General features: G+C 66.6%; 20 protein-coding genes. 18 read left to right on the forward strand and 2 right to left on the reverse strand.

The genetic code is table 11. The features are described from left to right. Positions 1-6: 6 nt before the first annotated feature. The gene (locus AC1DSF_RS09345; RefSeq protein WP_478124466.1) at positions 7-2,232 is read left to right on the forward strand and encodes a molybdopterin cofactor-binding domain-containing protein; all 2,226 of its coding nucleotides are present in this window, start codon (positions 7-9) and stop codon (positions 2,230-2,232) included. After that, positions 2,229-2,867: a UdgX family uracil-DNA binding protein gene (locus AC1DSF_RS09350; protein ID WP_478124467.1), complete on the forward strand. Its 639-nt coding sequence runs from the start codon at positions 2,229-2,231 to the stop codon at positions 2,865-2,867. Before AC1DSF_RS09345 ends, AC1DSF_RS09350 begins: the two co-directional genes overlap by 4 nt. Here the strand turns inward: AC1DSF_RS09350 and AC1DSF_RS09355 are convergent. Continuing rightward, positions 2,857-3,759, reverse strand: a complete 903-nt coding sequence (locus AC1DSF_RS09355; RefSeq protein WP_478143762.1) for an aspartyl/asparaginyl beta-hydroxylase domain-containing protein — start codon at positions 3,757-3,759, stop codon at positions 2,857-2,859. The two genes, AC1DSF_RS09350 and AC1DSF_RS09355, sit on opposite strands and share 11 nt — an antisense overlap. Positions 3,760-3,871: 112 nt before the next feature. Then, on the reverse strand, positions 3,872-4,759 hold the full coding sequence (locus AC1DSF_RS09360) for an ion transporter (protein WP_478182726.1): 888 nt from the start codon (positions 4,757-4,759) through the stop codon (positions 3,872-3,874). Positions 4,760-4,822: 63 nt separating this feature from the next. Between AC1DSF_RS09360 and AC1DSF_RS09365 the strand changes: the two genes are divergently transcribed. From AC1DSF_RS09365 to AC1DSF_RS09440, 16 genes are all read left to right on the forward strand, one after another. Further along, positions 4,823-6,043, forward strand: a complete 1,221-nt coding sequence (locus AC1DSF_RS09365; protein WP_478124470.1) for a helix-turn-helix domain-containing protein — start codon at positions 4,823-4,825, stop codon at positions 6,041-6,043. Between the two features lie 45 nt (positions 6,044-6,088). Further along, the gene (locus tag AC1DSF_RS09370; RefSeq protein ID WP_478124471.1) at positions 6,089-6,805 is read left to right on the forward strand and encodes a Vgb family protein; all 717 of its coding nucleotides are present in this window, start codon (positions 6,089-6,091) and stop codon (positions 6,803-6,805) included. Between the two features lie 30 nt (positions 6,806-6,835). Then, positions 6,836-7,393: a hypothetical protein gene (locus AC1DSF_RS09375; protein WP_478124472.1), complete on the forward strand. Its 558-nt coding sequence runs from the start codon at positions 6,836-6,838 to the stop codon at positions 7,391-7,393. A gap of 84 nt (positions 7,394-7,477) precedes the next feature. Then, positions 7,478-8,434 (forward strand): LysR substrate-binding domain-containing protein, encoded by a 957-nt coding sequence (locus AC1DSF_RS09380; protein ID WP_478124473.1) that lies wholly within the window; start codon positions 7,478-7,480, stop codon positions 8,432-8,434. Positions 8,435-8,471: 37 nt separating this feature from the next. Beyond that, the gene (gene fdhD, locus AC1DSF_RS09385; RefSeq protein ID WP_478124474.1) at positions 8,472-9,374 is read left to right on the forward strand and encodes a formate dehydrogenase accessory sulfurtransferase FdhD; all 903 of its coding nucleotides are present in this window, start codon (positions 8,472-8,474) and stop codon (positions 9,372-9,374) included. A 163-nt stretch (positions 9,375-9,537) separates the two neighbouring features. Then, on the forward strand, positions 9,538-11,247 hold the full coding sequence (locus tag AC1DSF_RS09390; protein ID WP_478124475.1) for a sigma 54-interacting transcriptional regulator: 1,710 nt from the start codon (positions 9,538-9,540) through the stop codon (positions 11,245-11,247). A 224-nt stretch (positions 11,248-11,471) separates the two neighbouring features. After that, on the forward strand, positions 11,472-11,741 hold the full coding sequence (locus tag AC1DSF_RS09395; protein WP_478124476.1) for a phenol hydroxylase subunit: 270 nt from the start codon (positions 11,472-11,474) through the stop codon (positions 11,739-11,741). 42 nt (positions 11,742-11,783) lie between these two features. Continuing rightward, positions 11,784-12,788, forward strand: coding sequence for an aromatic/alkene monooxygenase hydroxylase subunit beta (locus AC1DSF_RS09400; protein WP_478124477.1), 1,005 nt, complete (start codon positions 11,784-11,786; stop codon positions 12,786-12,788). Between the two features lie 34 nt (positions 12,789-12,822). Then, a complete protein-coding gene (locus AC1DSF_RS09405; protein WP_478124478.1) occupies positions 12,823-13,119 on the forward strand; it encodes an MmoB/DmpM family protein in 297 nt (98 codons plus the stop codon). A gap of 47 nt (positions 13,120-13,166) precedes the next feature. Then, a complete protein-coding gene (locus AC1DSF_RS09410; RefSeq protein ID WP_478124479.1) occupies positions 13,167-14,747 on the forward strand; it encodes an aromatic/alkene/methane monooxygenase hydroxylase/oxygenase subunit alpha in 1,581 nt (526 codons plus the stop codon). Positions 14,748-14,844: 97 nt separating this feature from the next. Further along, positions 14,845-15,207, forward strand: coding sequence for a phenol hydroxylase subunit P4 (locus AC1DSF_RS09415; RefSeq protein ID WP_478124480.1), 363 nt, complete (start codon positions 14,845-14,847; stop codon positions 15,205-15,207). 18 nt (positions 15,208-15,225) lie between these two features. Continuing rightward, a complete protein-coding gene (locus AC1DSF_RS09420; RefSeq protein ID WP_478182727.1) occupies positions 15,226-16,284 on the forward strand; it encodes a 2Fe-2S iron-sulfur cluster-binding protein in 1,059 nt (352 codons plus the stop codon). A gap of 13 nt (positions 16,285-16,297) precedes the next feature. After that, positions 16,298-16,648 (forward strand): 2Fe-2S iron-sulfur cluster binding domain-containing protein, encoded by a 351-nt coding sequence (locus AC1DSF_RS09425; RefSeq protein ID WP_478182728.1) that lies wholly within the window; start codon positions 16,298-16,300, stop codon positions 16,646-16,648. 30 nt (positions 16,649-16,678) lie between these two features. Further along, positions 16,679-17,611 (forward strand): catechol 2,3-dioxygenase, encoded by a 933-nt coding sequence (locus AC1DSF_RS09430; protein ID WP_478182729.1) that lies wholly within the window; start codon positions 16,679-16,681, stop codon positions 17,609-17,611. Between the two features lie 13 nt (positions 17,612-17,624). Next, entirely contained in the window at positions 17,625-19,079 is a 1,455-nt protein-coding gene (locus AC1DSF_RS09435) for a 2-hydroxymuconic semialdehyde dehydrogenase (protein ID WP_478124484.1), read from the forward strand. Positions 19,080-19,083: 4 nt separating this feature from the next. Then, positions 19,084-19,914 (forward strand): alpha/beta fold hydrolase, encoded by an 831-nt coding sequence (locus tag AC1DSF_RS09440; RefSeq protein ID WP_478182806.1) that lies wholly within the window; start codon positions 19,084-19,086, stop codon positions 19,912-19,914. Positions 19,915-19,942: the final 28 nt, after the last annotated feature.

Genomic DNA, 19,942 nt, shown 5'->3' on the forward strand with positions numbered 1-19,942 from the left:
CAGATCGTGGAGATGACCGCACCTTCCGCTACCAATCCGATCGACGACAACCGCGAGGGATTGATTGGCAAGCCGATCGACCGCGTCGACGGCAGGCTCAAGGTGACGGGCACGGCACCGTATGCCTATGAGGTGCAAGACGGGGGCAAGCGCGCGGCCTACGGCTATATCGTCGAGTCCTTGGCTTTCGGCCGTGTGGCCGACATCGACACATCGGCCGCTGAGCGCGCACCCGGCGTGCTGCTCGTCTACACGCACCGCAATGCGCCTGCACAGGCACCCTGGGGTCCTGTGGAAGCTCAGGACCGCTATGGCAGGTCATCGCCCCAGCTCGCGAGCGATCGGCTTCGCTACTACGGCGAGCCCGTCGCCTTCGTCGTTGCGGAAAGCTTCGAGCAGGCGCGCGCTGCGGCCGGTCTGGTCCGCGTCCGCTACGACACCAGCCGGGGCGACTTCTTGCTCGACAAGAACAAGGCACTGAAACCCGCCGACACCGCCGAGAAGAAGGCCGACAGCGCGGTCGGCGACTTCGCTCTCGGTTTCGCGGACGCTCCCGTCAAGATCGACGCCACCTACACCACACCGCACTACATCCACGCGCAGATGGAGCCGCACGCGACGCTTGCCTACTGGACAGACGGCAACCTGACCGTGCATTGCTCGGCGCAGCTTCTTGTCAGCGCGAAGAAGGCGGTCGCGGCCACGCTGCAGATCCCGCCCGACAAGGTGCGCGTTGTGAGCCGCTACATCGGGGGCGGCTTCGGCGGCAAGCTCCCTGTCTATGGCGACGTCATGCTGTCGGCCATGGCCGCCCGGCAGCTCGATCGTCCCGTCAAGACGGCGATGACGCGCCAGCAGATGTTTCACCTCGCCACACACCGCAGCCAGACCATCCAGCGCGTGCGGCTCGGGGCTACCCCCCAAGGGCAACTCATCGCGATCGGGCATGAGACTTGGTCGCACAGTGCGCGCTTCGACAACTTCTACGAGAGCGCGAGCGCGCAGACCCGGTCGCTCTACGCGGCGCCCAATCGCATGAGTGCACACCGCTCGGCCAAGCTCGACTTGCCCGTTTCCGATTCAACCCGCGCGCCGGGCGAAGCCGTGGGCATGCTCGCTCTCGAAGGTGCCATGGATGAGCTGGCCGAGGCATTGCGCATGGACCCGATCGAATTGCGCATCCGCAATGAGCCGAAGATGGACCCGGAAAAGAACGTACCGTATTCGACGCGGCAACTCGTGCGCTGCATGCAGGAAGGGGCCGGGCGCTTCGGCTGGAGTCAGCGCAAAGCCGTTCCGGCCTCGCGGCGAGAGGGCCGCTCATGGATCGGCATCGGCATGTCGGCGTCCACACGCGGCAACTTCTTGCGGGACTCCAAATGCACGCTCTATCTGGACAAGGACGGCCAGCTGACCGTGCGCATGGCGATGACCGACATCGGTACCGGCAGCTACACCGTGCTGTCGCAGATTGCCGCCGAAATGATGGGCCTGCCCGTGCGCATGGTGCGCATGCAGCTTGGCGACAGCGATTTTCCGGAAACGCCCGGCTCGGGCGGCTCCTTCGGCGCCGCGAGCGCCGGATCGGGGCTCTACGACGCCTGCATGAACCTGCGACAGAAACTGGCGCGTCGCATGAACGTCGCCGCCACGGAGGCGCGCTTCGAGAACGGCAAAGTGATCGCAGCGGGACGCTCGGAGCCGATCGGTGCCGTCGCCGGCACGCTGGGATTGCAGGCAGACGGAGAAATCAAGCCCGGCGACATGACGAAGAAGTATTCGCAGCAGGCTTATGGCGCGCACTTCGCCGAAGTCTCGGTCGACATGGACACCGGAGAGATTCGTCTGCGCAGGATGCTCGGCGTCTTTGCCGCTGGCCGCATCCTGAATCAGAAGACCGCGACCAGCCAGGCCATCGGCGCCATGATCTGGGGCGTGGGCAATGCGCTGCATGAAGAGGCCGCCCTCGACCCGCGCTACGGGTTCTTCGTCAATCACGACCTGGCCGAATACCACGTCCCGACCCATGCCGACATTCCGCGCGTCGAGGCTTATTTCCTGCCCGAAGTCGACGACAAGGCCAACCCGCTCAAGATCAAGGGCGTGGGCGAACTGGGCATCTGCGGGGCGGGCGCGGCGGTCGCCAATGCCGTCTACAACGCTTGCGGCGTTCGCATTCGCGACTACCCGCTGACGCTCGACAAAGTGCTGGCCGGTCTCGAAAGATCATGACGCGTGCGTCCGCATCCGATGCTGTGGCGCACAGTCCGCGCGGCATCGAGGCGCTGCGCGAGGCGACCAACGCCTGTCGCGAGTGCCCTCTGGGCGCGCTGGCGACGCAATCCGTGGTCGGCGAGGGGCCGCTGCGGGCCGTTCTGATGGTCGTGGGCGAAGTGCCGGGCGACAAGGAAGACCTGGCGGGAAGGCCCTTCATCGGGCCGGCCGGGAAGCTCTTCGACCGCGCCGCTGCCGAACTCGGATGGCGCCGCGAAAAGCTCTACGTCACCAACGCCGTCAAGCACTTCAAGTACGAGCTGCGCGGCAAGCGCCGGATGCACAAGACGCCAGCCCAGCGCGAGATCGATGCTTGCCGGCATTGGCTGGAGGATGAGATCGAGCTGGTGCGACCCAAAGCCTTTCTTGCGCTGGGCGGCACGGCAGCGCGCGCGCTTCTGCAGCGCCCGGTTGCGGTCTTGCGGGAGCGCGGTAGCTGGCAAGCCGACCCGGCAGGGCGCCGCGTGCTCGTCACGCTGCATCCGTCGGCGCTGCTGCGCGGCGATCCGTCGCAGCGCGAAGAAGCCTGGGCGGCCTGGCTGAAGGATCTTTCGATGGCTTCGAGCCTGATCGCGCCGAAGGTCACCACCTGATCAGGACCGCAGCCACGAGCACCATCAAGCCATAGCGCGTGAAGGTGTAGACCATCGGGTTCCACGACTTGAACCGGCGGCGAAGGCGTCCCGTCACGAGCGAGACGTAGAAGAGCTTGCTGATCAGCCCGGTGCGGTCGCCCGAATCGTTGGGCGACGCCGCGGCCGTCATCACGTGGCGCGCGAACGCGCGATTCAGCGCCTCTGCCCAGCGAAAGCGCAAAGGCCGCTCCACGTCGCACAGCAGGATCAGCCGGGAGCGGTCGGTGTCGTTGCGCACCCAGTGGATGAAGGTCTCGTCGAACACCACGCCCGCGCCATCGCGCCAGCTATAGGGTTCCCCGTCGACCCATATCCGGCAGCGATCGTCGTTAGGCGTCGACAGCCCCAGGTGATACCGCAGCGACCCGGCATACGGATCGCGATGGCGCTTCAGTTCGGAGCCCGGAGGGAGTTCGGCAAACAGCGCGCCCTTGATGCAAGGCACGCGCTGCAGCAGTTCGACGGTGCGGGGGCAATAGAGCGCGGCGGAGGGCGGCGCTTCTTCATACCACTTGAGATAGAAGCGCTTCCAGCCATGCTTGAAGAACGAGTTGAAGCCCGCGTCATCGTTCTTCTCCGAAGCCTTGATGCGGCGTAATGCGGCAAGGGCCTCGGCTTCGTCGCGGATCGTCTCCCAGTGCTTTTCGAGTTCGCGCAGTCCCTCGAACTCATCCACGCTGATGTAGGGCTTGGTCGGCACCCGCGACAGCATGTAGAGCATCACGTTCAGCGGCGCCAGGAATGCGGAATGGTCGAACAACTGCTTGCGGAACCGGTGGCGCTCGCTTCCGCGCAAATGCACGTAAATGATCGACGCCAGGAATAAGCACACGACAAGCGCTTTGAACATCGTGACGTACCGGCTGTGGGCAGTAAGAGCAATCTCCTGTTCTGGTTGCGCAAGATAGTCTCTTCGCGCGCCGGATGGCGTAGGAATGTTCTGACGCGCGGGTGCTGTGCCCTCAGCCACCTGCCCCCGACTGACGCTGCCAGGGCGGCAGTGGGGCGCCGCAGTCGCTGCAAAACCTGGCCTCGGGTGCATGCCCTTCGCTCAGGCACTCGTGGCAGGTGCGCGTGGTGGGCTCGCGGTGCATGCGCTGCGAGGTGAGTTCGGCGCTCACGATGCCGGTCGGCACGGCCAGCGTGCCCCATCCGAGCAGCATCATCATCGATGCGATGAACCGCCCGACGTCCGTGTGCGGCGCGATGTCGCCGAAGCCGACCGTGGTCAAGGTGGTGATGGCCCAGTACACCCCCGTCGGAATGCTGGTGAACCCATGCTCCGGCCCTTCGACGATGTACATGAGCGTGCCCATGATGACGACCACCAGCATGACGAACGCCATGAAGACGAGGATCTTTCGCCTCGACAAGGCGAGCGCGCGCCCCAGTGCGCCGAACTCGGCCACGTACTCGGTGAGCTTGAGGATCCGGAAGATCCGCAGCAGCCGCAGCAGGCGGACGTCGATGAGCGCGTTCGCGCCGGGCACCAAGATGGCCACATAGGTGGGCAGGAGCGCCAGCAGGTCGATGATGCCGAACGCGCTTCGCGCATAGCGCAGCGGGCGACGCACGCAAAGCAGGCGCGCCACGTATTCGATCGTCAGCGCGATCGTGAAGGCCCACTCGAGCGCGTCGAGCAAGCTCTCGTACTTGTCGTGGATCGAAGCGACGCTGTCGAGCATGACTACGGCGACACTCGCCAGGATCACCGCGATCAGCGCCAGGTCGAAGCGACGTCCCGCCCGCGTATCGGCTTCGAAGATGATGGTGTAGGTGGCCAGTCGCCAGCCGTGGTCCGGCCTGCCGAACTTCGTTTCGGGAGGGCGCGGGAGGGGTTCTGTCGACATGCGCGGGATCGTATGCCATTCGCTCGTCTGCATAATCCGCGCGCCGCTCTTTTTTCTTCCTACATGGACTCCTTGATCGCCGCCTCGGGGCGCGCCCTTGCAGCCGGAGATGCACTCGGTGCGCTCAAGCGCATTGCGCTGCGCGACGATCCGCCGGCGCTCGCCTTGCGCGGCATCGCCATGGCGCAGCTCGGCGAGCATCCACGCGCTCGCGAGCTGTTGCGCCGCGCCGCCCGCGCCTTCGGCAGCCACGAAGTGCTGGCGCGTGCACGTTGCGTGGTCGCTGAAGCCGAAGTGGCGCTGGCGATGCGCGATTTCGGTGGCTCGACGCGTTCTCTGGCAGCTGCGGCGGCCACCCTCGATGCGCACGCCGATCGCACCAACGCATTGCAGGCCAGACTGATCGCGGCGCGCCGGCTGCTGCTGCTCGGACGGCTCGATGAAGCCGCTGCCGCGCTGGAAAGCATCGACGCGAAAGGCTTCGCGCCGTCGCTGGCGGCAGTGGCAGAGCTGACGGCGGCCGAACTGGCCCTGCGTTCGCTGCGCGTCGGCCCTGCGCGAGAAGCCCTTGCCCGTGCGCATGCCCTGGCCACTCAGGCGCGCGTGCCGGCGCTTCTGGCCGAGGTGGAAGAGGCGCAGGCCGCGCTCGACCGGCCCGCCGCCCGGCGGCTTTCGGCGGAAGGCGAGCAGATGCTGCGGCTCGATGAAGTCGCGGCGCTCCTGGCATCGGACGCATTGGTCGTCGACGCCTGCCGTCGCGGCCTGCAGGTCGGCGACGCATGGCGGCCGCTGGCACGCCGGCCTGTGCTGTTCACCCTGGCGCGTGCGCTCGCTGCGGCATGGCCCGGCGACGTCGACCGGGAAGCCTTGATCGCCAGCGCTTTTCGCACCCGCCACCCCAACGAGACCCACCGGGCCCGGCTGCGGGTCGAAATCGGGCGCTTGCGGGCGCTTGTCACGGAACTGGCGCACATCGAGGCCACCGCCCGGGGCTTCGTGCTCAGGCCGCGAGGTGAGCGCCCTGTAGTCGTGCTGGCGCCGCCCATCGATGGCGATCAGGCGTCGGTGGTTGCATTGCTGTCCGATGGCGCGGCCTGGTCGACTTCGGCCCTGGCGCTGGCCCTGGGCGCCAGTCAACGCACCGTTCAGCGTGCGCTTGCCGAGCTCGAGGCCGCCGAAAGGGTGCGTTCGATCGGCCAGGCGCGGGCTCGTCGCTGGCTGTCGCCGCCGCTCGCGAGTTTCACGACGATCTTGTTACTCCCCGCTGCGCTGCCGATTGAATAGAGTTGCCCTGTCGCGCCAAACCCGGCGCATCACGAGGAACTCGATATGAGCGGACAGACAATCAGGAGCAGACCCCGCGCCAAGTCGCGCGCGGCCGAGATCGTGCGCGAATACGGCCCCTTCGACGGCGCGAGCACGGTCGCGGGCGTGACGCACGACGGCCACCGCGTCTGGGCCGCCACGGGCGCCCGGCTGGTTGCCTTCGACCCGGAAAGCGGCCAAACCACGCAGACGCTCGACCACGCCTGTGACGCCGGCACCGCGTTCGACGGCACATACCTCTATCAGATCGCCGAAAAGCGCATCGACAAGATCGATCCGGCCACCGGCAAGATCGTGTCGTCGATCCCCGCGCCAGGCCAGGGGTACGACTCGGGGCTGACCTGGGCCGAAGGCAGCCTCTGGGTCGGCGCATACCGCGATCGCAAGATTCACCAGATCGATCCCGAGACGGGCAAGGTCCAGCGCACCATCGAATGCAACCGCTTCGTGACCGGCGTGACCTGGGTCGACGGCGAGCTGTGGCACGGCACCTGGGAAGGGGACGAGAGCGAGATCCGCCGGATCGACCCGGCCGACGGCGCCGTGCTCGAAAGGCTGGAAATGCCGGCCGGCGTCGGCGTCAGCGGGCTCGAATCGGATGGTGCCGATCTCTTCTATTGCGGCGGCGGTTCGAGTGGAAAAGTCCGCGCCGTGCGGCGCCCGAAAGCCGAGCAGCCCGATGCGGACAAGCCGGGATCGTGCTGTCCTGCGAGCTCCTGAGCGGGTGCGCGCAGACATCGCGCATGCGCCATGGAAAGCCTCTGGCCTTGGCTGGTCGTCGCGGGCGTCGGCGCGCTCCACGGGCTCAACCCCGCGACCGGCTGGATGTTTGCAGCGGCGTGGGGCGTGCGTTCCCGCAACAGGGCGCAGGCTCTGCGGGCGCTGGTGCCAATCGCCATCGGGCACCTCATGTCGATCGCGCTGGTCGCTGGTGCGGTCGCATGGGGCCTGTCAATGGATCGCACGGTGCTGCAAGTGTGGCTGGGCGGACTGCTCGTCGTTGGGACGATCGTCCACCTGTCGGGCCGCATGCCGAGAATGGCGCGGGCGCCCGCGGGGCACGCCGGTCTGGCGCTCTGGTCATTCATGATGGCCACCGCCCATGGGGCAGGCCTGATGCTGGTGCCGGCGCTGATCCCGATCTGCATCGGAGATGCGGCCACGCACAGAATCACCGCCTCTGACTCGCTCATGCTGGCTCTCGCGGCGATCGGTGTTCACACGGCTGCCATGCTTGCCGTCACCGGCCTGATCGCCGCAGGCGTGTGCCGGGGACTCGATGCCGCACGGACAAGGCGCAAAGCTTGACGCGGTCCGGGCAGTTGCGGATGGCGCAGGGCCCGTTCGCAAGTAGATTCAGGATCCAAAGAAGATCCGCACGAATCCTGCCGCATGAACCTTTTCGTCTCGCTCAAGTATCTGGTTGCCCTCGACGATCATCGTCACTTCGGTCGCGCTGCGCTCGCTTGCAGCGTGACGCAACCGGCCCTTTCCAATGCCATCAGGGCGCTCGAAGAGAACTTCGGCACTTCGATCGTGAAGCGGGGCCGCAGCTTTGCCGGGTTCACCGTCGAGGGCGAGCGGATCCTCGCCACCGGCCGCACGATCCTGCGGGAATATGAAATGCTGCAGCAGGATCTGCACAGCGGAGCGGGTGATCCCACGGGCAATCTGTTGATCGGCGCAGTACCGACTGCAATGCCGATCGCGGCGAGGTTCGTCGCCATGCTGCAGGACCGCCATGCGGGCATCGTGCCGACGCTGCGCTCGATGAGTTCCGTCGAGCTCGAAACGGGCCTTGAAAGCATGGCACTGGACCTCGGGCTGGGCTACACAGAGCGCATCGGCAACAACCATTCGACGATACGGGTCCTGCCGCAGTATGTGGAGCATTATTTTCTGCTGCGCAAATGCGAGAGCCTGAAAGGCGAGGGTCTGCGGATGGGGCCTGCGACCACTTGGGCCGAGGCTGCCAAGCTGCCGCTGTGCTTGCTGAGTTCGGAGATGCACAACCGCACCATCGTGGACCGCGCGTTCGCGCAGTTCGGCGCGCGGCCCAAGCCTGTCATCGAGACGAATTCGATTCTCGCGTTGGCCCTGAGCGTTCGGGCCGGACGCGTGTGCAGCGTGATGCCGGGCGCACTGGTCGATGCGGTGCAAGGCTATGACGACCTCGAAGCGCTGCCGCTGAAGGACCCGCACGTCGAGGTGCCGATCGCATTCATGGTGCATGAGACCAACCGGCCCTCACGCACGCTGCAGGCCGCCCTGTCTTTTGCCGCCGAGCCGATCTGGCTTGGCGAGGTGGCGCTGCACGCAGGATCGCTCGGCAGCCGCGAATCCGCTTGAGCGTTAGGATGGTGCATGCGTCACGGTGAGCATGCGCATGACTGACGAGCCCAACTCAGCCCAACCCGCGAAAGACGCGCCTGTCGTCTGCCAAGGTGCTGTCTGCGTGCCTGTGCGGGGCGTGCGCGCCGGGCGCGAGTTCACGGCGCAGGATTGGGTCGCTGATGAAGTGCCGGTGGCGCTCGAATACAACGGCATCTCGCACGCGGTGATGCTCGCCACGCCACTCGATCTGGAGGACTTCGCCTTGGGGTTCTCGCTCAGCGAAGGCATTCTCGGCGCACCGCGCGAACTCTTCGCCGTCGACGAGGAACGTTCTGAAATGGGCATCACGCTCCACCTGCAGGTGGCGAGCGGACCCTTCGCGCGCTTGAAAGAGCGCCGGAGATCGTTGACGGGCCGCACCGGCTGCGGCCTTTGCGGCACCGAGAGCCTCGCGCATGTCACGCACAACCTTCGTGTGCTGTCGCCCGTCGGCCTGCCATGGCGGCGCGAGGCAGTGAGCCGGGCGATGTCGAAGCTGGGCGAGTTGCAGGATCTGCAGCATGTGACGGGCGCTGTTCATGCGGCGGCCTGGTGTTCGGCCGATGGCCAGGTGCGATGGCTGCGCGAGGATGTCGGGCGGCACAACGCGCTCGACAAACTGATTGGTGCGCTGGCTGCGAACCAAGTCGACGCCTCTAGCGGATTCATCGCGGTCACAAGTCGTGCCAGTTTCGAGATGGTGCAGAAGGCGGCGCTGGCGGGGGTTTCGCTTCTGGCCGCCGTCTCCGCGCCGACCTCATTCGCCGTTGCGACTGCGCAGCGCATGGGCATGACCCTGGTCGGCTTCGCGCGGAAGCAGGACCTTGTCGTCTATTGCCACGCCGATCGACTGGAATTCGGTCTCGCCGATGGAGACCGCCCGGACGGCTTCGGAGGTCCGGGCATTGCTCGTTAGGGCAGACGAACGAGCTGTCCGTTTGCCGCGCGCCTGATCGACGACTTTGGGCTCGATGTCGTGCAGCTCGTGGCGCACGTAAGCCGGTCGCGACCCTACCTAGACGGCTTTCGATCTGGCGTCCGGGACTGTCCCGACCTTGACGTTGCGTCCTTGCGGGAGAATGCGGCAGGAACGATTCCAGACAAGTAAAGGGGACACGGTGGGAGAACTTCTTTCTCTCCTGCGCTTCAGCGCCGGCTCGGGCCATATCTGGCTGGACGAGCAGCGCATGCTGCTCATGCATGCCCGGGCCTTCGCTGAACTGCGTCGCGAACTGCTCGACTCGCTGGGCATCGAGCGCGCGCGCGGCCTGCTGGTGCGCATGGGCTTTGCTTCGGGCCTGCGTGACGGCGAGGTGGCCGTGCGCGAGCGCCGCGCCGGCATGCGCGCCGAAGACGCGTTCATGCTCGGGCCGCGCCTGCATTCCATCGAGGGCATCGTCTCGGTGCAGAAGGTGCAGCTCGACCTGGATGTGGCCACCAAGCACTTCTATGGCGAATTCCTCTGGGAGAACTCCTGGGAATGCGAGGCCCACGTGGCCGACTTCGGCTACGGGGAAGACCCGCAGTGCTGGTCGCAGATCGGCTACGCCTCAGGCTACACCACCGCCTTCATGGGGCGGCTCGTGGTGTTCAAGGAAGTCGAATGCACCAGCATGGGCGACAGCCGTTGCCGCATCGTCGGCCATCCGGCCGAGGAGTGGAACGACGAACACTACCTCGAGTACTTCCGCCAGCACCATGTGGCCGAGAAACTCATCGACTTCAACCTCGGCCTGCAGCACCTGCGCCGCTTGCAGCCGCGCCGCGAGTACGACCAGAAGCTGGTCGGTGTGTCGCCGGGCTTCCGTGCCGCTTTCGACCTCATGCGCAGCGCGGTCGACAGCGCAATCACCGTGTTGCTGCTCGGCGAGACCGGCGTCGGCAAGGAGGTGTTCGCCCGCTGGCTGCATGACAATGGGCCCCGCGGCAAGCAACCCTTCATTGCCGTCAACTGCGCGGCGATTCCTGCCGACCTGATCGAGGCCGAGCTGTTCGGCGTGGAGAAGGGCGCCTACACCGGCGCCCACCACGCGCGCGCCGGGCGCTTCGAGCGCGCCCACGGCGGCACCCTGTTCCTGGACGAGGTGGGTGACCTGCCGCTGGCCGCGCAGGTCAAGCTGCTGCGCGTGCTACAGACCGGCGAGGTCGAGCGCCTGGGCGCCGAGCAGCCGACCACGGTCGACGTGCGCATCGTGGCGGCCACCAACGTCAACCTGCAGCAGGCCATGCAGGCGGGCAAGTTCCGCACCGACCTGTTCTACCGGCTCAACACCTTCCCGATCCAGATTCCGCCGCTGCGCGAGCGTACCGCCGACATTCCGGCGCTCGTGGCGCGCTTCGTCGAGAAGTACAGCGCGCTGTACGGCAAGAAGCTGCGCGGCCTCACCGACAAGGCCGCGCTCGACGTGCAAAAGCATGCCTGGCCCGGCAACATCCGCGAACTCGAGAACGTGGTCGAGCGCGCGGTGCTGCTGGCGCCCGATCACGGCGACATCGAGGCCTGCCACCTGTGGATGCAACCGTCGGGCGTGATGCCCGGCAATCAGCTCGACGCCAGCGGCAAGGTCGCGACGGGGGCCGCTGCTTCAGGTGCCGACGCGAGCGAGCTCGATGCGCTGTGCCAGCGCGTGCTCGAGCAGAACATCGACATTGCCTCGCTCGAGCAGCGCCTCATGCAGACCGCGATGCAGCGTGCCAAGGGCAACCTGTCGCAGGCCGCGCGCATCTTGGGCATCACGCGCCCGCAGCTGGCCTACCGGCTCAAGAAGGAAGGCCTGCCGACGTCTTGAGCGGACGCAGGCGGCCGCGTTTTCCGGTTTTCACCATTTGATCAAGCTGCACTGCAGCAAATGATCAAACCAGCATCCGGGACTTCCCGGTGCTTCGGGCCCGCAGGCGCAGCGGGCCCATGCAAATCAATCACTTAGCCACGCTGGCACGTCCGTTGCCCTTATCAGGCCGGGCGGCGCTGGTGCCGTCCACCTGTTGATGGATTGAACAAGTGATGCCCTCGATGCAGTCCGACTCCCGCAGCGGCAGCGCCGGACAGATGACCGGCCAGCCGTGTTTCGTGCGCGTCACCGGCACGCGCAACGCCCGCTTCGTGGAGTTCGAGTTCGCCATCGGCGACCCCGAGCTGGCCGTGGAGCTGGTGCTGCAGTTCGACCAGTTCCGCGAGTTCTGCGCGCGCCACGAGGTACGCCACCTGAGCACCGAAGAGGGCGCGCGCCTGGACTTCGAGCGCATGAAGTGGCGCTTCGGCGCGCCCGGCATCGACCACTGACGACCCCGAATTTCTTTCCCGCGACAACCAAGGAGACACCCCGTGCAAGTCGACATCAAGACCTCGGACATCCGGCCGATCCGGCAGACCTTCTCGCATGTGGCGCGGCGGCTCGGCGACAAGCCGGCTTCGCGCTACCAGGAGGCCACGCTGGACATGCAGCCCACGGCCAACTTCCACTACCGGCCGCTGTGGGACCCGCAGCACGCGCTGTACGACAAGCGCCGCACGGCCCTCGTGATGGCCGACTGGTACAGCTTCAAAGACCCGCGCCACTACTACTACGGCGTGTACACCATGACGCGCGCACGCCAGCAGGAAGGCGCCGACCGCCAGTTCGAGTTCGCCGAGAAGCGCCAGCTGCTGGCCCAGGCCGATGCGGGCGTGCGCGAGTCGCTGCAGCAGGTGCTGGTGCCGCTGCGCCACTACGAGTGGGGCGCCAACATGAATCACAGCTACTGCTGCGGCTACGGCTACGGCACGGCCATCACGCAGCCCTTCATCTACGCGGCCATGGACCGCCTGGGCATCGCGCAGTACCTCTCGCGCGTCGGCCTGCAGATCGACGGCAACTCGGGCCGCGCACTGGACGCCGGCAAGCAAGCCTGGCTCGCGCACCCAGCCTGGCAGGGCGTGCGCCGCCTCATGGAAAACCTGTTCGTCACCAAGGACTGGTTCGAGGTGTTCGTGGCCCAGAACCTCGTGCTCGACGGCCTGCTGTACCCGTTGATCTACCGTCACTACGTGAACGCGCACAGCGCCGCCACCGGCAACGCGCTGGCGATGCTGACCGAGTTCATGAACGAGTGGTTCGACGAGAACGTGCGCTGGGTCGACGCCACGCTGAAGACCGCCGCCGAGGAATCGCCCGCCAACGCCGAGCTGCTCGCGCAGTGGTACGCGGGCTGGCGCAACCAGGCCGTGCAGGCGCTGGCGCCGCTGGCCGCGCTGGCCCTGGGTGCGCAGGGCGCCGAGGTGCTGAAGACGCTGCACACCGCGCTCGACGCGCGCGTGGCCCGGCTGGTACGCACGGGCGCGGCCGCCTGAACGATCACACCTCGAGAACCAAGGAGACCATCCCATGACCACCGCCACCGCCGAAGTGTCCCGACCGCCCGTCTTCATCGCGCTGCAGACCGGCGAGGCCGCGCGCTCGATCGTCGAAGCCATCGTGGCCGACAACCCCGAGGCCACCGTCACCGAGTACCCCGCGATGGTGAAGATCGATGCACCGGGGCGCCTCGTGATCCGCCGCGACAGCGTCGAAGCGCTCGTCGGCCGCCGCTGGGATCTGCAGGAGCTTCACCTGAGCCTGATCTCGCTGTCCGGAAGCATCGAAGAGACCGACGACGAATTCACCCTCCACTGGGGCGCATGAGCGGACGCCGCCTGCCATCTCTGGACCACGATCCCAAGGACAACGCCATGACCACCCAAGCAGCAAAGACCCCCACGACCCCACGCCTCGGCCTGAAGGAACGCTACGCCATGATGACGCGCGGCCTCGGCTGGGAGACCACGTACCAGTCGATGGACGACGTGTTCCCGTTCGACAAGTTCGAGGGCATCAGGATCCACGACTGGGACAAGTGGGAGGACCCGTTCCGCCTCACGATGGACGCCTACTGGAAATTCCAGGGAGAGAAGGAGAAGAAGCTCTACGCCATCATCGATGCGTTCCAGCAGAACAACGGTCAGTTCAACATCAGCGATCCGCGCTACCTGAACACGCTCAAGCTGTTTCTCACCGGCGTCTCGCCGCTGGAGTACGCTGCGCACCGCGGCTACGCGATGGCGGGGCGTTCGCTGCGCGGCGTGGGCGCGCGTGTGGCCTGCCAGATGCAGTCGATCGACGAACTGCGCCACGCGCAGACGCAGTTCCACACCATCAGCCACTTCAACAAGTACTTCAACGGCCTGCACGACCCGCAGCACATGCACGACCGCGTGTGGTACCTGTCGGTGCCTAAGAGCTACTTCGAAGACGCGATGAGCGCGGGGCCGTTCGAGTTCATCACCGCCATCTCGTTCTCGTTCGAGTACGTCCTGACCAACCTGCTGTTCATGCCCTTCATGAGCGGCGCGGCCTACAACGGCGACATGGCCACCGTCACCTTCGGTTTCTCGGCGCAAAGCGACGAGTCGCGCCACATGACGCTGGGCCTGGAGGTGGTGAAGTTCATCCTCGAGCAGGATCCGGACAACGTGCCCATCGTGCAGAAGTGGGTCGACAAGTGGTTCTGGCGCGGCTACCGCCTGCTCACGCTGGTCGCGATGATGATGGACTACATGCTGCCCAAGCGCGTCATGAGCTGGTCCGAGGCCTGGGAGATGTATTTCGAGAAGAACGGCGGTGCGCTGTTCGAGGACCTTGCGCGCTACGGCATCCGCATGCCCAAGTACCATGAGGTCGCCTCGAAGGAAAAGAGCCGCATCTCGCACGAGGCCTGGGCCATCTTCAACAACTACGGCCATGCGGCCAACTTCAACGTCTGGGTGCCCAAGCCCGACGAGATGGCCTGGCTGGCCGAGAAGTACCCCGAGACCTTCGACAGCCTGTACCGCCCGCGCTTCGAATGGCTGGCCGAGCAGGAAAAGCAGGGCAAGCGCTGGTTCAACAACACGCTGCCCATGCTGTGCCAGACCTGCCAGATCCCGATGGCCTTCACCGAGCCCGACGACCCCACCAAGATCTGCTACCGCGAGAGCAGCTACCACGGCATGAAGTACCACTTCTGCTCCGACGGCTGCAAGGACGTGTTCGACGGCGAGCCCGAGAAGTACGTGCAGGCCTGGCTGCCGGTGCACCAGATCTACCAGGGCAACTGCTTCCCCGAGGGCACCGACCCGACGGTGGAAGGCTTCAACCCGCTGGCGGCCGTGCTCGACTACTACCACGTCAACGCCGGCGCCGACAACGGCGAGTTCAACACCTCGCCCGACAAGGCCAACTGGGAACGCTGGACTGGACAGGACCTGTCGGCGGCCGAGCCCAAGGTGGCTTGAGCACCCAGGCCCCGCGTCCACCCCTTCAACGTTCCCGCGCTCACGCTGTGCCCCACGCACGGCGCGAGTGGCGCTCACCCCAAAAAAGGAGACCGACATGTCTGTTGTTGCACTCGCCCCCGGCTACACCGGCACCGTCATGGACAGCGAAGACCGCTTCCACGGCAACCGCCTGCTCTACATCGGTTGGGACGACCACCTGCTTTTCTGCTCCCCCGTGTGCCTGCCGCTGCCTGCGGCCATGCCCTTCGGCGCGCTCGTCAGCGACGTGCTGCCCGGCGTGTACGGCAGCCACCCTGATTTCGGCCGGATCGACTGGTCGCGCGCCGAGTGGCTCGACTCCGGCAAGCCCTTCACGCCCGACGCATCGAAGTCGCTGGCCGACAACGGCCTGGTCCACAAGTCGGCGCTGCGGTTTCGCACGCCCGGGCTCACGGGCATCGGCGGTTCGTTCAGCTGAGCACGGGAGGGCCTTGCCATGAGCTTCCAGATCATGATCGAGCCGCTCGGCCAAGCCGTGGCGGTGCGCGACGGACAGACCGTGCTGGACGCCTGCCTGCGCGCCGGCGTGTGGCTGCCCCACGCTTGCGGCCACGGCGTGTGCGGCACCTGCAAGGTGCAGGTGCTCGAAGGCGAATGCGAGCACGGTGACGCCTCCAACTTCGCGCTCATGGACTTCGAGCGCGACGACGGCAAGATCCTCGCGTGCTGCGCGATGGCGCAGGCCGACCTGGTCATCGAGGCCGAGATCGATGAAGACCCCGACGCGCGGTTCCTGCCGCTGGAAGACTTCGACGCCGAGCTGGTCGAGGCGCGCATGCTCACGCCCACCATCCGCGGCCTGTGGCTGCGCACCGAACGGCCGGCCCCGTTCCAGGCTGGCCAGTACGTGATGCTGCACGTGCCGGGCGTGGAAGGCGCACGCGCCTTCTCGATCGCCAACGCACCCGACGATGAGCTTGTCGAGTTGCACATCCGCCGCGTGCCCCACGGCCGCGCCACGGGCTGGCTGCATGACGAGCTGCAGGTGGGCCAGCGCCTTCGCTTCACCGGGCCCAACGGCCGCTTCTTCGTGCGCAAGTCGGCAGGGCTGCCGATGATCTTCGTGGCCGGCGGCTCGGGCTTGTCGAGCCCGAAGTCGATGGTGCTGGACCTGCTCGCCGAAGGCTGCACCTTGCCGATCACGCTGGTGCAGGGCGCGCGCAGCACCGAGGAGCTGTACTTTCGCGAGCTGTTCGAGCGGCTCGCCGAGCAGCACCCCAATTTCACGTACGTGCCCGTGCTGTCGCACCTGCCGGCCGACAGCCACTGGCTTGGTGCGCGTGGCTTCGCGCATGAAGCGCTCAAGGCCCATTTCGCGAACGACTTCCGAGGCCACAAGGCCTATCTGTGCGGTCCGCCCCCGATGACCGAGGCCTGCATCGCCACGCTGATGCAGGGCCGATTGTTCGAGCGCGACATCTACACCGAGAAGTTCTTCACAGCCGCCGACGCGGCGTCCGCGGCGCCCCGCAGCCCGCTGTTCAAGGCGCTGTGACGTGGAGTCGGCCATGAGCTTCCGTGTCGCCATCGGCAACACCCACGAGCGCTACAGCTGCCGCGCCGACCAGACCCTGCTCGGCGGCATGGAGCAGCTCGGCCGCAAGGGCATTCCCGTCGGCTGCCGCGGCGGCGGCTGCGGCGTGTGCAAGGTGCGCATCGAGTCCGGCGCCGTGCGCCGCGAGCGCATGAGCCGTTGCCACGTCAGCGTCGAAGAAGAAGAGCAGGGCTACGTGCTGGCCTGCCGCGCCTACCCGCAGAGCGATCTGGCCCTGCGCGCCGTCGAGAAGCTGGCGCGCTGCATCGAGCGGCGCCTGACGGCGTCGATGCCATCGCCATCCGATTCCCGTTCCCCCACCTGAACTTTCCATCACCAACCAAAGGAGACTTCCATGGCACTCACTGGCGTCATTCGCCCCGGACACGTGCAACTGCGCGTGCTCGACCTCGGGGCTGCCCTCACGCACTACCGCGATGTGCTGGGCCTGATCGAAACCGGGCGCGATGCGCGGGGCCGCATCTACCTCAAGGCCTGGGACGAGCACGACCACCACAGCGTCGTGCTGCGCGAGGCCGACGAGGCCGGCATGGACTTCATGGGATTTCGCGTCGATTCGCCCGCCACGCTCGACAAGCTCGCCGCCGACCTGAAGGCCAGCGGCCTGGCCACCGACATGCAGTGGATCGAAGCCGGTGAGCACCTGCGCACGGGCCACCGCTTTCGCTTCACCGTGCCCACCGGCCATGCCATCGAGCTCTTTGCCGAGAAGGAGAAGGTCGGCAACGGAATGCCCTACGAGAACCCCGAGGTCTACCCCGACGATCTCAAGGGCATGGCGCCTTCGCGCTTCGACCACTGCCTGCTATACGGCGACGATCTCGACGGCACCATGAAGCTGTTCACCGAGGTGCTGGGCTTCCAGCTGGCCGAGAGCGTGGTGGCCGGTCCCGAGCGAATGTACATCGCGGCCTTTCTCACCTGCTCGACCAAGCCGCACGACATCGCCTTCATCCGCCATCCGGAGAAGAACAAGTTCCACCATGCCTCGTTCCTGCTCGACAACTGGGGCGAGGTGCTCAAGGCGGCGGACATCATCACCAAGCGGCGCGTGTCGCTCGACATCGGGCCCACGCGTCACGGCATCACGCGCGGCGAGACCATCTACTTCTTCGACCCGAGCGGCAACCGCAACGAAGTGTTCTCGGGCGGCTACATCTTCTACCCGGACAAGCCGCCGCTGGTGTGGACCGACGACGAACTCGGGCGTGCGATCTTCTATCACGACCGCAAGCTCAACGAGAACTTCCTGAGCGTGGTGACCTGAAGGAGTCGGTGCGATGAAACAGTTCATGAACTTCATCGGCGGCGAGTTCGTCGCCACTTTGAAGACCTTCGACAACCGCGCGCCAGTGGACAACCGCGTCATCGGCAAGGTGCACGAGGCAGGTCGCAGCGAGGTCGATGCGGCCGTGCGCGCCGCACGCGCGGCGCTCAACGGTGAGTGGGGTCGCATGAGCGTCGCGCGCCGCGTCGAGCTGCTGCACGCCGTGGCCGACGAAATCAACCGGCGCTTCGACGACTTCCTGGCGGCCGAGATGGCTGACACCGGCAAGCCGCACGCGCTGGCCTCGCACGTGGACATTCCGCGCGGCGCGGCTAACTTCAAGGTGTTTGCCGACATCGTGAAGAACGTACCGACTGAGAGCTTCGAGATGACCACGCCGGACGGCGGGCAAGCGCTGAACTACGCCGTGCGCTCGCCGCTGGGCGTGATCGGCGTCGTGTGCCCGTGGAACCTGCCTCTGCTGCTCATGACCTGGAAGGTCGGCCCGGCGCTGGCCTGCGGCAACACCGTGGTGGTCAAGCCTTCGGAGGAAACGCCCGCCACTGCCACGCTGCTGGGCGAGGTGATGAACGCGGTCGGCATTCCACCGGGCGTCTACAACGTGGTGCACGGCTTCGGGCCTGACTCGGCCGGCGAGTTCCTCACCACGCATCCGGGCGTGGACGGCATCACCTTCACGGGCGAGACGCGCACCGGCGAGGCCATCATGGGCGCCGCTGCCAAGGGAGTGCGGCCCGTGTCCTTCGAACTGGGCGGCAAGAACGCCGGCATCGTGTTCGCCGACGCGGATTTCGACAAGGCCGTGGCCGGCATCACCCGCTCGGCCTTCGAGAACTGCGGCCAGGTGTGCCTGGGCACAGAGCGCGTCTACGTGCAACGACCCATCTTCGACAGGTTCGTCGCGGCGCTCAGGGCCAAGGCCGAGGCGCTCAAGCCGGGCCCGTCGGAAGAAGCCGGGGTGGGCATCGGCCCGCTGATCTCGCGTGAGCACCAGCAGAAGGTGCTGTCGTACTACCGCCAGGCCAGGGAGGAGGGCGCCACCGTCGTCACCGGCGGCGGCGTGCCGGCGATGCAAGGCGCCCTGGCCGAGGGCCACTGGGTGCAGCCCACGATCTGGACCGGCCTGCCCGAGACGGCTTCGGTGATCCGCGAGGAAATCTTCGGCCCCTGCTGCCACATCGCGCCGTTCGACACCGAGGAGGAAGCCATCGCGCTGGCCAACGCCACCGACTATGGCCTGGCGACCACCGTGTGGACCGAGAACCTGGGCCGCGCGCACCGTGTGGCAAAGCAGGTGCAGGTCGGCATCTGCTGGGTCAACAGCTGGTTTCTGCGCGACCTGCGTACCGCCTTCGGTGGCGCCAAGTCGTCGGGCATCGGGCGCGAGGGCGGAGTGCATTCGCTCGAGTTCTACACCGAGCTGCGCAACGTCTGCATCAAGCTGTGAGGAGCTGGCGGTGAGCAACCCCGAAATCGCGAACAGCGTGCGCACCGGCGCTTTCGACACCAACGTGCACGACCTGGGCGAGGGCGCGCCGGTGCTCTTCATCCATGGCTCGGGCCCGGGCGTGAGTGCGTGGGCCAACTGGCGCCTGGTGCTGCCCGTGCTCGCGCGCACGCGCCGTGTGATCGCGCCCGATATGGCTGGCTTCGGCTTCACGCAGCGCGTGCCCGGCGCGACCTACACGATGGACACCTGGGTGCAGCAGGCACTTGACCTGCTGGACGCACTGGACATCGAACGCGCCGACGTGGTGGGAAATTCCTTCGGCGGAGCGCTCGCGTTGGCGCTCGCCATCCGTGCGCCGCACCGCGTGCGCCGGCTGGTGCTCATGGGCAGCGTGGGCGTGCCCTTCGCGATCACGCCCGGGCTCGATGCCGTCTGGGGCTACATGCCCTCGTTCGCGAACATGCGCCGGATCATGGACGTGTTCGCGTTCGACCGCACGCTCGTCACCGACGAGCTCGCGCAGCTGCGCTACGAGGCCAGCATGCGGCCCGGCTTCCAGGAAGCCTTCGGCGCGATGTTCCCGGCACCGCGCCAGCGCTGGGTCGATGCCATGGCGAGCCCGGAGCCCGACATTCGGGCGCTGGCGCATGAGACGCTGCTGATCCACGGCCGCGAAGACCAGGTAATTCCGCTGGCCACCTCGCTCACGCTGAACCAGTGGATTCCCAACAGCCAGCTGCATGTGTTCGGCCGCTGCGGCCACTGGACGCAGATCGAGCACAGCGCGCGCTTCGCCCGCCTGGTCGGCGACTTTCTCCATGAAGCCGATTGATTCATTTACCCCCGAGACAGAGCAAAGG

The sequence above is a fragment of the Variovorax sp. 01N429 genome (genome assembly GCF_056399425.1).